We start from the raw sequence: 13,756 nt of genomic DNA, 5'->3' as shown, positions 1-13,756 counted from the left end.
GAACATGCACGAGGAACCGGCCAGCCATCGGCCCGGAAGGCGGCCGTTCGTTCCGGCCCGCGCCCTGCTCGGGCGAAAGAGCCTTGCACCCGCGAAGTACCTCGGCCACCCCAGGTTGCGCGGGCATTGACGCATGAAGGCATCGTTCAACGGCGCGCGCAGCGTTCGCGCCGCATGCCTGGGCTTGCTGCTCTGCGGCGCACTGGGTTTGGCCCATGCGCAGAACACCATCAAGGCGGTGTCGGGCTATGTGCAGCACGGCACCGCGGTCGTCCAGATCGACCTGGCGCAGCCGCTCGATGAGCTGCCCGGCGGATTCGCCATACAGAACCCTGCGCGAATCGCACTGGACTTTCCCGGCGTCGCCAGCGAAGTCGGCCGCGCGGCCGTCGAAGTGAACCAGGCCAACCTGCGTTCGATCAATGTCGTGCAGGCGGGAGAGCGCAGCCGGGTCGTGCTGAATCTGTGGCAGCCCGCTTCGTACAAGACCGAGATCCAGGGCAGTACGCTCAAGGTCACGCTGCAGTCTGCCGGCGCCGCGGCTTCCTCGCCACCGGCTCGCCCGCCCGCCAGCGCCAAGGGGGCACCCGCCGGCGGCGAGCCCGTCACGCTGAACTTCTTCAACGCGGACATCGAGGCGGTGGCCCGCACCATCGCGGTGGTCACCGGGCGCGACGTGACGGTCGACCCGCGGGTGAAGGGCACGATGAACCTCGTCACCGAACGCGCGATCCCTCCGGCAGCGGCCTTCGACCAGTTCGCCCTCGCGCTGCGCCTGCGCGGTTTCGCCCTGGTGGAAGCCGAGGGGCTCTACAAGGTGGTGCCCGAAGCCAGCGCCAAGCTGCACAGCGGCACCGTCAATACCTCCATCGGCGCCATCCCGACGAACGCCGGCAACCAGGTCGTCACGCAGATCTTCAGGCTCAACTACGAGTCGCCGAACAACCTGCTGCCGGTGCTGCGCCCGCTGATCGCGCCGAACAACAGCATCAACGTGAACCCGGGCACCAACTCGCTCGTGATCACCGACTACGCGGACAACATGCGCCGGCTCGCGCGCGTCATCGCATCGCTGGATGCCCCGAACGCGTCCGACGTCGAGATCATCCAGCTGCGGTACGCACTCGCCACCGACATCGTGCCGATGCTGCAGCGGCTGATCGACGGCGGCAGCTCAGGTGCATCGACCCTGTCGGCCGCTTCGGGCATGTCGAACACGACGGGGGCACCGGATGCGGCGCCCATGTTGAACGCAGCGGACACGTCGTTCCGCACCACCCTGATGGCCGACCCGCGCAGCAATTCCGTGCTCATGCGGGCGGCCAACCCGGCGCGCATGCAGCTCGTGCGCGCGCTGGTCGACAAACTCGACCGCCCGCCGGCGGACACCGGCAACGGCGCCGCCGGCAACATCTACGTGGTCTACCTGAAGAATGCGGACGCGGTGCGGCTCGCCGTCACGCTGCGTGCCGCGATGGCGGCGAGCCAGCAGAACACGGCCCAGGCTGCAGGCGGCGGCGTGCCCCAGCAGGGGCAGCAGCAAGTCTCGCAGGCGGGCTCGAACGGCGGAGGCCAGGGCGGCGCTTCGAGCGCGGCCGACGCGCCCCTGAACAACGCGAACCAGCCCTCCACCGGTGGCCAGATCCAGGCCGACCCGTCGACCAATTCGCTGATCATCACCGCGCCGGAGCCGCAATACCGGCAGATGCGCGCGGTGATCGACAGGCTCGACGGCCGGCGGGCCCAGGTCATGATCGAGGCGCTGATCGTCGAGGTGAACGCCAGCAAGGCCGCGAGCTTCGGCGTGCAGTGGCAGAGCGCGTTGGGCGGCAATGCCGTCATCGGCACCAATTCCAGCCTCAACAGGAACAACATCCTGGCGCTGACGCAGGCGCTCGCCACGCGCAATGCCGCCGGCGTGGCAAGCCAGATCGCGCCGGGGCTGAACATCGGCGTGGGCGGCAGGATCGGCGGCCAGTACGTGCTGGGCGCCATCGCCAACTTCTTCAGCAGCGACGGCGACGCCAACATCCTCTCCACGCCCAACCTGCTGACGCTGGACAACGAGGAAGCCCGCATCGTGATCGGCCAGAACGTGCCCTTCGTCACGGGCCAGTATGCGAGCGCCGCCGGTTCGGTCGGCGTCAATCCGTTCACCACCGTGGAACGCAAGGACGTGGGCCTCACGCTGCGCGTGCGCCCGACCATCAACGAGAACGGCACGGTCAAGCTGACCATCTTCCAGGAGGCCTCGACGGTAGACCAGAACACGGTCAACAACCAGAACGGACCGACCACCAACAAGCGCTCGATCGAGTCGAACGTGCTGGTGGAAGACGGCGGCCTGGTCATGCTCGGCGGACTGCTGTCCGACACCTACAACAACACCATCGAGAAGGTGCCGCTGGCTGGAGATGTGCCGGTGGTGGGCAACCTCTTCAAGAACGAAAACCGCACGCGCGCCAAAAGCAACCTGATGATGTTCCTGCGCCCCGCCGTGATGCGCGATGCGGACTCCATCGAGTCCTTCTCCTACGGCCGCTACGACGAAATCCGCAGCATGCAGCAGCGCACGCAGCCGGACACCGGCAACATCATGCTGCGCGCAGTGGACGCTGCGCCGCTGCTGCCCGATGCGCCGTTCATGCACGCACCGAGCCGAACCGGCAGCACGCGCATGGAAGGCACCGAGCTCATCCCGCCACCGCGAGCTGCTCCCGATGGTCGCAAGCTCGCGCCGAGCCCGTTGCGCGGCGCGCTGCCGCCAACGGCCGACCCGGTGAGCGCACGCGAACTGCCCTAGCAAGAACGAAGGTCGCCGGCTGCCAGCGTCCCTTCAGGACTGTGTTCGCTGCTCGAGCACGTAGCCCTCGCCTCGCACCGTGTGCAGCAGCTTCACGTCGAACGGTGCGTCGAGCTTGTTGCGCAGGCGCAGTATGGCCACATTGATTGCATTGGTGGCGGGATCGAACTCCGCGCCCCAGACTTGGCGGGCGAGCATCTCGCGCGACAGCACCTGGCCTTGATTGCGAAGCAGCACCAGCAGCAGCACGAACTCCATCCTGGTCAGGTCGAGGTCCCTGCCACCGCGGCAGCACGTCGCATCGCGCTCGTTGATTTCCAGATCGCCCAGCCACAGTATCGGCTGGGAGCCTGCAGCGCAGTTGCGCGCCAATGCCCTGATGCGCGCCAGCAGTTGAGGCATCGTGAAAGGCTTGACCAGGTAGTCGCTCGCTCCGAGCTCCAGGCCCGCGAGGCGCAGGGCAACGCTGTCGCGCTCGGTCAGAACGAGCAGGGGCGCATTCGTCTTGCGCCGGATCGATCGCACGGCGTTCAGGCCGGCGAGGCCGGGCTGCATGGAATTCAACACAACCAGCGAGTAACCCCTCGCAAGGGCCGGTGTCGCAGCCGCAAGAGTGCCGTGAGCGACGTCGATGAGCAAACCCCGCTTCTGCAGCGCGTCGTTCATCGATTGGCAAAAGCTCGATCGATGATCGACCAGAAGTATTCGCGTGGCATCGATATCTTCATCGATCCTCTTGAATCGGATCTCGTCGATTCCAAGGAGTGAGTTGCTCAACTTGGTTTCGAATGAAAGCTGAGAATCAAGCAACCGCACGGCGTTTCCTTTCAAGGCTCCAGGATGGAGCGGACTCGCCGTTATATGTTTGCTCCAGATCATTGATCTAATTCATTACTCAGAAGAACGGCGGGTCTTTGGAGCCTTCGCATGCGAGGCATCCGTGCGCCCTCTTCCAGCTGTGGGAAGCAGGCTGATTGCAGCCTGACACGGATCGACTTAACGAACGAAATATCGTTACCGCATGAAATTCACCCTCGCGCTGTCATCGACTGTTTTCGAGGTCCCGTTAGGTCGTTCCCTGTGCCATTCGTGCACGCCCTCGGGAATATCGAATGAGAAAAACATCTTCTCTCCCCACCTTTCAAATTGCAGGAGTTCTGGTGGCGAGCCTGACTGCAGGCTGCGTCGTTCAGCCGACGGCACCGGTGGTCCGCACCGTCGTGCAGCCCGCGCACGTTGCTGCCGTCACACCGCCTGTCGTGAGCGTGTACGTCGATCCGCCGCTGTATCAGCCTCCTCCGATCGCGGTGGCATGGGCTCCGCCGCCGATGCTCGTGGAAGTGCCGCCGCCCTCGCCTTTCGCGGGTGCGGTATGGACCGGCGGCTATTGGACATGGCAAGGCAACTGGGTGTGGGCCGCTGGTCGATGGTCCGCGCCTCCACAGCCGGGCTATGGATGGGTGCAACCCTATTACGAGCATCGCGACAACGTGGTGGTCTTCGTCGCCGGCCACTGGTCGCCACCGGGCGTCGCATTCGTGCCGCCGCCGCTGGGGTTGAGCCTCGCGGTGTCGGTGGCGGCGGCCGGCGTGGTGGCAGGGATCGCTCCGATCGGGCCTCCTGGCGTGTTCGTTCCCGCGCCTCCCGGTTCGCGGCTCGGCCTGATCGTGCCTGCCCCGATCGGTACGCCACCGGCAGTGGTCGTCAGTGCGCCGCCAGTCACCAACGTCGGCATGCGTGTGCAGAACACCACGATCAACAACGTGACGAACAACACGACGATCAACAACATCACCAACCTCACGAACATCAACAACAACCAGACAGTGAAAGTGGTGGCGCCCGCCAGCGCGACCGCGAGCGGAAGGCCGTTCGAAGCCGCGATACCGGCAAGCGCCCACCTTGCGGCTGCACTGCCGCCCGTCGTGCGTGCGACGGCGCCCGTTCCGGCGAGCGCGAAGCCGGTCGCCGCGCGGCCCTCCGAGCGCCAGCCGCCGCCCGCGGTACGGTCGGCGGAGGCTGTCCGCCCCGTGGCGCACGGCGAGCCCGCTGCGCACCCTGCACCGCAGTCGCGTCCAGAGCCGCTCATGTCCGAGGCGCCTGCCAGGAGGCCCGAGCCTGCGACGGCCTCGCCGTCACCGGTGCAGGCTCGCGCCGAGACGCCCCAACGACCGAAGCCGCCCGCCGTGGAGCCGCAGGCCCGCTTGGCACCCGCGGAAGATCCTCGATTGGCGCATGAAGGGCGCCCGGTGATTGCGGCGCGCGAGGGAGGCGAGCAGAAGTTCCAGCGTCCGCCAAGGCCAGCACCGGCACCCGCCTCGAGGCCGCACCCGCCCGGGCCTTCGCATGGGCACCCCGACCATCCCCCGGCTCCCCACGAACACGCCGCTCCTGCGCACAAGAAAGAGCACGGCCAGTAAGGCCGTCACGCACTGCACGCCGCCGCATCAGGCGGCACCCAGCCGCGTAGCGGTGCACCTCAGGGGTGCACCGCTACGCGTCCGCGCCCCATCCCGAGGCATTCGGCCTCCCGCCCCCTTCGTTCCGTGCCCGCCCACGGCGGGCACCGCAGAGATCGCACATGCCCGCGAGGCGGCACACACCCGACGCAAGCGCGAAACCTCAGGGATTACACCGATATATGAGTTCTCAAATGACCTTGATTGCGTTCGTTTTTTGTATACAAATAACGCACCCAATAATCCGGCGCGAAATTTGCGTCAAAACCGGTTCTGATCCACCCACCCGCAAGAGGTAAGACCATGAGCACAGTCGTCAGCCAGGCCCCCACGGGGGCGAGCGAAGCCGGCATTGCGCCGCACGCAGAATCGAACGCCCTCATCAAGCCGGGCTACCACCCGCGCCTGACCAACGAAGACCTGGCTCCGCTGAAGAAGCAGACCTGGGGCCAATACAACATCTTCGCCTTCTGGATGTCCGACGTGCACAGCGTGGGCGGCTACATCACGGCGGGCAGCCTCTTCGCGCTGGGCCTGTCGAGCTGGCAGGTGCTGGTGTCGCTGCTGGTGGGCATCGTGATCGTGCAGATCTTCTGCAACCTGGTGGCCAAGCCCAGCCAGGTGACGGGCGTGCCCTACCCCGTGGTGTGCCGCGCATCCTTCGGCGTGCTGGGCGCAAACATCCCGGCCATCATCCGCGGGCTGATCGCGGTGGCCTGGTACGGCGTTCAGACGTATCTCGCCTCGGCTGCCTTCATGGTGCTGGCGCTGCACATGGCGCCGGGCCTGGCGCCGTATGCCGAGGTCACCCAGTACGGCTTCGCGGGCCTGTCCGCGCTCGGCTGGGTCGCGTTCATGGTCATGTGGGTGCTGCAGGCCTTCGTGTTCTGGCACGGCATGGATGCGATCCGCAAGTTCATCGACTGGGCCGGCCCCGCCGTGTACGTGGTCATGGCCATCCTTTGCGGCTGGTTGGTGTGGAAGGCCGGCTGGAGCAGGATCGACCTGAACCTCGGCGGCATCAAGTTCCAGGGCTGGGACGCGCTGCCCGTGATGCTCTCGGCCATTGCGCTGGTGGTGAGCTACTTCAGCGGCCCGATGCTCAACTTCGGCGACTTCTCGCGCTACGGCAAGAGCTTCGACGCAGTGAAGAAGGGCAACTTCTGGGGCCTGCCGGTGAACTTCGTGTTCTTCTCGCTGCTGACGGTCATCACCACCGCCGCCACGCTGCCGGTGTTCGGCGAACTCATCACCGACCCGGTGCATACAGTGGGCAAGATCGACAGCACCACCGCCGTCGTGCTGGGCGCGCTGACCTTCATGATCGCCACCATCGGCATCAACATCGTCGCCAACTTCGTCTCACCGGCCTTCGACTTCTCGAACGTGGCGCCGCAGCACATCAGCTGGCGTACGGGCGGCATGATCGCCGCCGTGGGCTCGGTGTTCCTCACGCCGTGGAACCTCTACAACAGTCCCGAAGTCATCCACTACACGCTCGACGTGCTCGGCTCGTTCATCGGCCCGCTGTTCGGCATCCTCATTGCCGACTACTACATCGTGCGCAGGCAGCGCATCGACGTGGATTCGCTCTACAGCATGAGCACCAAGGGCGAATACTGGTACAGCGGCGGCTACAACCCGAAGGCGATCCAGGCGCTGGTGCCGGCGGCCATCGTGCCGATCCTGTGCGTGATGGTGCCGACCCTGCGCGGCGCCGCCAACTACGCCTGGTTCATCGGCATGGGCCTGGGCTTCATCATCTATGCCATGCTGAACCGCAGCAACAAGACTTGAATCGTCAGTTAGTCGGATAGACAGAAAGAGAAAGGGACCGCGCCGTGCGCATCAAGATCATCAATCCGAACACCACCTGGAGCATGACCGAGAAGATCGGTGCCTGCGCCCGCGCGGTGGCGCAGGCCGGCACCGAGATCGTCGCAGTGAGTCCGGCCATGGGGCCGGTCTCCATCGAGAGCCACTACGACGAGGCGCTGGCCGTTCCGGGACTGCTGCAGGAAATCGCCGCGGGCGAGCGCGACAGCATCGACGGCTACGTGATCGCCTGCTTCGGCGACCCGGGCCTGAAGGCCGCGCGCGAACTGGCACGCGGCCCCGTGGTGGGCATCGCCGAGGCGGCGATGCACCTGGCCAGCATGATCGGCAGCCGCTTCAGCGTGGTGACCACGCTGGGCCGCACCATCGGGCAGGCCTGGCATCTGGCCGAGATCTACGGCATGGAGCGCTTCTGCGCAAACGTGCGGGCCTGCGAGCTGCCGGTGCTCGAACTGGAGGAGCCCGGCTCGCGCGCCCGCGAGCGCATCGTCGACGAGTGCCGCCGCGCGCTGGAGGAAGACGGCACCGACTGCATCGTGCTCGGCTGCGCCGGCATGACCGACCTGTGCGAGCACATCGAGGGCATGCTGGGCGTGCCGGTTATCGACGGCGTGGCGGCCGGCACCAAGCTCGTCGAGTCGCTGGTGACGCTGAAGCTGCGCACCAGCAAGCGCGGGGAGCTTGCAAAGCCCCTGCCCAAGCCCATCATCGGGACGCTCGAGGGCTTCACCCTCACCCGGTAGGCCACAATCCGCGCATGCCCCGCGCCAGTTCCCCCGATCCCCAGTGCCCCCCGCTGCTGCCGCCGTTCCAGACGAGAACGGCACGGCCGCTGCCGACAAGAACAGCTCCATCGAGAGCATCGCCAACGACATCGCCACCGCGATCGTCGAGAAGCGCCTGCCGCCCGGCACCTGGCTGCGCGAGGAGGCGCTGGGCCGGGTGTATTCGGTAAGCCGCACCAAGGTGCGCGCGGCGTTGCTGATGCTGTCGAAGGACAAGCTCATCGAGATGATTCCCGACAAGGGAGCCTTCGTGAGCCAGCCTTCGGTGGAAGAGGCCCGCGAGGTCTTCGCGGTGCGCCGCATACTCGAGAGCGAGGTGGTTCGCCTCTTCATCGCCGGCGCAAAGGCGCGCGACTACCAGGCACTGGAGCAGCACATCAAGTTCGAGCGCACCGCACTGCGCCAGAGCACCACCATGGGCACGGTGCGCGAGAAGCTGCTGGGCGATTTCCACGTGACGCTGGCCGAGGCCACCGGCAACCGCACGCTGGCCGAGCTGGTGCGCGAACTGGTGGCGCGCAGCTCCCTGATCGCGATGCTCTACCACTCGTCGAACGACCCGCACTGCTCATCGGACGAGCACGCCGAATTCCTGCGCCTGTGCCGCAAGGGCGACGTGGAAGCCGCCGTGAAAAGCATGACCGAGCACCTGGAGCGCATCGAGGCCAGCCTGGAGCTGGGCACCGACAAGCCCGACCGGCAGCTCGACCTGGTCAAGGCGCTGCTGGCCTGATCTGAGATGCGGAAGAACCTCGGCCTCGCGCTGCGCCAGATGCGGCTGCTGCGCGGCATCAAGCAGACGCACTTCGCGCAGCTGATGGGCGTGAACCAGGCGACGGTGTCGCGCTGGGAGCGCGGGCAGCTCGCGCTCTCGCCTGCGCAGCAGGCCATGGCCCACCGGCTGCTCGCGGCAGCGTGCGACCCGGCGCAGGACGCCGCGCTCAAGCGGCTGGTCGAATCGTCCACGCGCAAGGTGCACCTGGTCTGCGACCGCACGCACCGGCTGCTGGCCGCATCGCCTTCGCGGCAGGCCGAATGGCGCGCCGACGCCAGCGAATTCATGGGCCGCTCGCTGATCGGCTACGCCTCCAGAGAAATCCTGGAAGCCGAAGCCACCCTCGAGGGTCTGGGCTGGCACGCGGGCGAGCTGTCGTCGCTCGAAATCGCGACCGGGCCGAACACCGACCGCATCGTCCCGATCCTGCCCGGGCGCGTGCTGTGGGAGCGCATCGCGCTCGCCGACGGGCGCGCGGGGCGCCTCGTCACCACCATCGCCTGACCACTTCGCCGGCAGGGCGGCCGGTGCTCCTGTCACACAAATACGGCATGCTGTAGCCCAAAAGGGCTACTCGCTTGCTATTCTTCCGCGCGAGGGCCGCCGACGAACAACCTCCCACAGCATGCTCCGGCCCTCCCTGCCCAGCGCCAAGCCGCATCCTGCGATCGCGGCGTTCTTCCAGCCGATCGTGGATCTGCGCCAGGGGACGATCTTCGGTCACGAGGCCCTGATCCGCGGCGGCACCGGCATCGCGCTCCCCAACCCCGAGGCAATGCTCGCGCAGGCCGCCGCCGAGTCGCGGCTTACCGGCTTTGAGCTGCACTGCGTGGAAGCAGTGCTCGCCCAATGGGGCCGCCTGAGCAAGCCGGGCCGGCTCTTCGTGAACATGAGCGCCGATACGCTGATCGAGGCGATGGACGCTTCCGACGGCACATGCTGGCTGGAACGCATGCTGACGAAACGCGAGATCTCGGTGCGCGACGTGACGGTGGAGCTCACCGAGCAGTGCGCGGCGAGCGATGCCGAGGCGCTGCGGCAGGCGGTGAAAGCACTGCACGCGCTGGGCGCCCGCATCGCGCTCGACGATTTCGGTCAAGGCCATTCCAATCTGCGGCGCTGGAAAGACCTTCAACCCGACTACGTCAAGATCGACAAGCTGCTCACCCAGGGCATCGCCAACTGTCCGCAGAACGTGGCGCTGGTGCGCGCCATCGTCGGCCTCGGCAACGCGATGGGCAGCGAGCTCATCGCCGAGGGCGTGGAAAACGCCAAGGACCTGCGCGTGCTGCGCGACCTCGGCATCGCCCATGGCCAGGGCTACCTGTTCGGCCTGCCCGCGCCTGAACTGCTGCCGACCCTGCCCGAGCCCGTGGCGGCCACCATCGGTGATACACGCATCGCGGTGATGCCGCATGCGTCGCAAACATCGCAGCCCAACGTGCTGCGCAGCCTCTCGGTCATCCAGGCCCCCGCGCTGAGCCCGCAGACGCCGGTCGACGAGGTCGCGGCGGTCTTCCAGAAGCATCCGGCGCTGCATGCGCTGGCCGTGGTCGACAACGCAACGCCCGTGGCGCTGATCAACCGCCAGTCGTTCATGAACGACTACGCGCGGTTGTACTTCCGCGAGGTGCACGGCCGTCGCCCCTGCCTGGCCTACGGCAGCAACACGCCCCTCGTCGTGGAGCGCGAGGAGAACGTCGAGAGCCTGCTGGGCATCCTGATGTCGGAAGACCAGCGCTACCTGAGCGAAGGCTTCATCGTGACGGAAAAGAAGCGCTACGCTGGCCTGGGCACGGGCGACCAGCTGGTGCGCGCCGTCACCGAGGCGCGCATCGAGGCGGCGCGGCACGCCAACACGCTGACCTCGCTGCCGGGCAACATCCCCATCAACATCCACATCGCGCGGCTGCTCGACAGCGGCGCCGACTTCGCCGCCTGCTACGCGGACCTGAACAGCTTCAAGGTGTTCAACGACCACTATGGCTACTGGCGCGGCGACGAGATGATCCTGCTACTCGCGCGGCTGGCGACGCAGCATGCCGACGCGCATCGCGACTTCGTCGGCCACATCGGCGGCGACGATTTCCTCATGCTGTTCCAGAGCCCCGACTGGCACCGGCGCTGCGCCGGGCTGATCGACGAGTTCAACCGGCAGGCGCCCGGCCTCTACGACGATGCCGACCGGCAGTCCGGCGGCATCGAGGGCGAGGACCGGCATGGCGTGGTCCGCTTCACGCCCTTCGCCACGCTGGCGATCGGCGCGGTGCGCATTCCGCCGGGCATGTTCCGGCATGCCGAGGATGTGGCCAGCGAAGCCGCGATCGCGAAGCACGACGCCAAGCAGGCAGCCTCCGGGCTCACTGTGCGGGAGGCACGGCCGCGCGCCTGAATCACGCATAACTTATGCGTGGACGGTCCATGCGGCCGAGGCTAGTCTTGCGGCCATGACCATCCTCATCACCGGCAGCGCCGGCCACCTCGGCGAGGCCCTGATGCGCACATTGCGCGCAAGCTCGCAGGCCGCACGCGGCATCGACATCGCTTCTTCCGGGTTCACCGACCGCACCGGCTCCATCGCCGACCGCGCCTTCGTGCGCGACTGCATGAAGGGCGTGCGCACTGTCATCCACGCGGCCACGCTGCACAAGCCGCATGTGGCGACGCACAGCCTGCAGGAGTTCGTCGACACAAACATCACGGGCACGCTGGTTCTGCTCGAGGAGGCAGTGGCGGCCGGCGTCGAATCCTTCGTTTTCACGAGCACGACCAGCACCTTCGGCTCCGCGCTGACGCCCGCCGAAGGCATGCCGGCCGCGTGGATCACCGAAGACGTGACGCCCGTTCCGAAAAACATCTACGGCGTGACCAAGACATCGGCCGAGAGCCTGTGCGAGCTGTTTCATCGCAAGCAGCGCCTGCCTGTGGTGGTGCTGAAGACTTCGCGCTTCTTTCCCGAGGAAGACGACGATGCCGCCGCGCGCAGCCTCCACTCGCTGGACAACGCCCAGGCCAACGAACTGCTGCATCGCCGCGCCGACATCGAGGACGTGGTGCAGGCGCACCTTCTCGCGGCCCGGCACGCGCCGCGCATCGGCTTCGGCCGCTACATCGTCTCGGCCACCACGCCCTTCACGCGCGACGACCTGCCGATGCTGCGGGAGAACGCGGCCACGGTGCTGCGCCGCCTCTTTCCCGACGCGGAAGCGCTCTATGCGAAGCAGGGATGGACGCTGCCAAGGCAGCTCGACCGCGTCTACGTGAACGAACTCGCGCGGCGCGACCTCGGATGGCAGCCGCGCCATGACTTCACGCACGTGCTGCGCTGCCTGCGCGAAGGCCGCGATTTCCGCAGCCAGCTTGCGCGCGACGTGGGCAGCAAGGGCTACCACGCCGAGGCTTTCGGCGACGGCCCCTACCCCGTCGCATAGCAAGAAGCGACCGGGACGAGGCCCCGGACCGGATACGGGTTTTCCTGAATCCGGATTGTTGCATAAGTTGTATACAGTTTGGCGTACACAAACAGGTGTGCGCATGCCGAGCCGTGTCGCCCGCCTCTCCTCGATCAATCCCTCTCTCGCCGCAGCAGGAGAAACACGATGACGGCCGACAGCACTCCCTCAACAGTCCATCCCGTGGACCAGCGGCTGCCCACCGGCAAGCTCGCCGCCCTCGGCCTTCAGCACGTGCTGGTGATGTATGCGGGAGCCGTTGCGGTGCCGCTGATCGTCGGGCGCGCGCTCAAGCTCAGCCCCGACGAGGTCGCGCTGCTGATTTCCGCCGACCTGTTCTGCTGCGGCATCGCCACGCTGATCCAGGCACTGGGCGCCACGCAGTTCTTCGGCATCAAGCTGCCGGTGATGATGGGCGTGACCTTCGCCTCCGTCGCGCCGATGGTGGCCATCGCCAACGCAAACCCCGGCCAGAACGGAGCGCAGCTTCTCTTCGGCGCCATCATCGGCGCGGGCGTGGTGTCGATACTGATCGCGCCGCTGGTCAGCCGCATGCTGCGCTTCTTCCCGCCGGTGGTCACCGGCACCATCATCGCGGTCATCGGCATCAGCCTGATGCGCGTGGGCATCAACTGGATCTTCGGCAACCCCGTGGGACCGACCGCCCCCGCGCTGGTCGACCCGGTCTATGCGAAATGGCTCGCCGAAGTGACCTCGCCCGGCAGTTCCATTCCCGCCGTGCCCAAGGGCTTCGCGATCATGCCGACCGTGCCCAACCCCAAGTACGCCGACCTTTCCGGCTTCGGCGTGGCCGCGCTGGTGCTGGTGTCGATCCTGCTGATCGTGAAGTACGCCAAGGGCTTCGTCGCCAACATCTCGGTGCTGCTGGGCATCGTCATCGGCGCCGTCGTCGCCTCGGTCACCGGCCTCATGACCTACGAGAAGGTGGGCAAGGCCGCATGGGTCGACATCGTGCTGCCATTCCACTTCGGCATGCCGCAGTTCGACCCGATCCTGATCCTCACGATGACGCTCATCATGATCGTGGTGATGATCGAATCGACCGGCATGTTCCTCGCGCTCGGCGAAATGACCGAGCGCAAGATCAGCCAGAAGGACCTGGCGCGCGGCCTGCGCACCGACGGCCTGGGCACGCTGATCGGCGGCATCTTCAACACCTTCCCGTACACCAGCTTCTCGCAGAACGTCGGCCTGGTGGCCGTCACCGGCATCAAGAGCCGTTATGTGTGCGTGGCCGGCGGCGTCATCCTGATCGTGCTGGGCCTGCTGCCGAAAATGGCGGCGCTGGTCGAGTCGCTGCCCACGGTGGTGCTGGGTGGGGCAGGCCTCGTGATGTTCGGCATGGTGGCCGCCACCGGCATCCGCATCCTCTCGGGCGTGGACTTCAGGAACAACCGCCACAACGCGATGATCGTGGCGGTCTCGCTGGGCGTCGGCATGATTCCGCTGATCGCGCCCAACTTCAAGCAATGGATGCCGCATGCCATCCACTCGCTGATCGAGTCGGGCATCCTGCTGGCATCGATCGCAGCGGTGCTGCTGAACCTGTTCCTCAACGGTGCGAAGCACGATGAGAGTGCAGTGATCGCCGCGGCGAAGCAGGCCGAAGCCCACTGATCGCTGCG

The 13,756-nt window shown here is 66.7% G+C and carries 10 protein-coding genes; 9 read left to right on the top strand and 1 reads right to left on the bottom strand.

Going from position 1 to position 13,756, the window contains the following annotated elements; translation table 11 throughout:
* Window positions 1-133: 133 nt before the first annotated feature.
* Complete coding sequence (gspD, locus tag AC1VNX_RS10210; protein WP_483156597.1) at window positions 134-2,803, top strand: type II secretion system secretin GspD; 2,670 nt, start codon at window positions 134-136, stop codon at window positions 2,801-2,803.
* Window positions 2,804-2,836: 33 nt separating this feature from the next.
* Here gspD and AC1VNX_RS10205 read toward each other — a convergent pair whose 3' ends face one another.
* On the bottom strand, window positions 2,837-3,634 hold the full coding sequence (locus AC1VNX_RS10205) for a winged helix-turn-helix domain-containing protein (RefSeq protein WP_483156596.1): 798 nt from the start codon (window positions 3,632-3,634) through the stop codon (window positions 2,837-2,839).
* Window positions 3,635-3,963: 329 nt separating this feature from the next.
* On the opposite strand from AC1VNX_RS10205, the gene AC1VNX_RS10200 reads away from it, so the two are divergent.
* From AC1VNX_RS10200 to AC1VNX_RS10165, 8 genes are all read left to right on the top strand, one after another.
* Window positions 3,964-5,223, top strand: coding sequence for a hypothetical protein (locus AC1VNX_RS10200; protein ID WP_483156595.1), 1,260 nt, complete (start codon window positions 3,964-3,966; stop codon window positions 5,221-5,223).
* Between the two features lie 342 nt (window positions 5,224-5,565).
* Entirely contained in the window at window positions 5,566-7,059 is a 1,494-nt protein-coding gene (locus tag AC1VNX_RS10195; protein ID WP_483156594.1) for an NCS1 family nucleobase:cation symporter-1, read from the top strand.
* A gap of 44 nt (window positions 7,060-7,103) precedes the next feature.
* Entirely contained in the window at window positions 7,104-7,841 is a 738-nt protein-coding gene (locus tag AC1VNX_RS10190; RefSeq protein WP_483156593.1) for an aspartate/glutamate racemase family protein, read from the top strand.
* A gap of 43 nt (window positions 7,842-7,884) precedes the next feature.
* Complete coding sequence (locus AC1VNX_RS10185) at window positions 7,885-8,616, top strand: GntR family transcriptional regulator (protein WP_483156592.1); 732 nt, start codon at window positions 7,885-7,887, stop codon at window positions 8,614-8,616.
* A gap of 6 nt (window positions 8,617-8,622) precedes the next feature.
* Window positions 8,623-9,162, top strand: a complete 540-nt coding sequence (locus tag AC1VNX_RS10180) for a helix-turn-helix transcriptional regulator (RefSeq protein ID WP_483156591.1) — start codon at window positions 8,623-8,625, stop codon at window positions 9,160-9,162.
* 121 nt (window positions 9,163-9,283) lie between these two features.
* On the top strand, window positions 9,284-11,050 hold the full coding sequence (locus AC1VNX_RS10175) for an EAL domain-containing protein (RefSeq protein ID WP_483156590.1): 1,767 nt from the start codon (window positions 9,284-9,286) through the stop codon (window positions 11,048-11,050).
* Window positions 11,051-11,105: 55 nt separating this feature from the next.
* Window positions 11,106-12,089 carry an NAD-dependent epimerase/dehydratase family protein gene (locus AC1VNX_RS10170; protein ID WP_483156589.1) on the top strand — a complete coding sequence of 328 codons (984 nt, stop codon included), beginning with the start codon at window positions 11,106-11,108 and terminating at the stop codon, window positions 12,087-12,089.
* A gap of 168 nt (window positions 12,090-12,257) precedes the next feature.
* The gene (locus AC1VNX_RS10165; protein ID WP_483156588.1) at window positions 12,258-13,748 is read left to right on the top strand and encodes a nucleobase:cation symporter-2 family protein; all 1,491 of its coding nucleotides are present in this window, start codon (window positions 12,258-12,260) and stop codon (window positions 13,746-13,748) included.
* Window positions 13,749-13,756 lie beyond the last annotated feature (8 nt).

It is taken from the genome of Variovorax sp. TLI9-5A, from assembly GCF_056867935.1.
Note: the sequence above shows the minus strand (reverse complement) of the source record. Positions and strands in the feature narration are given on the sequence as shown.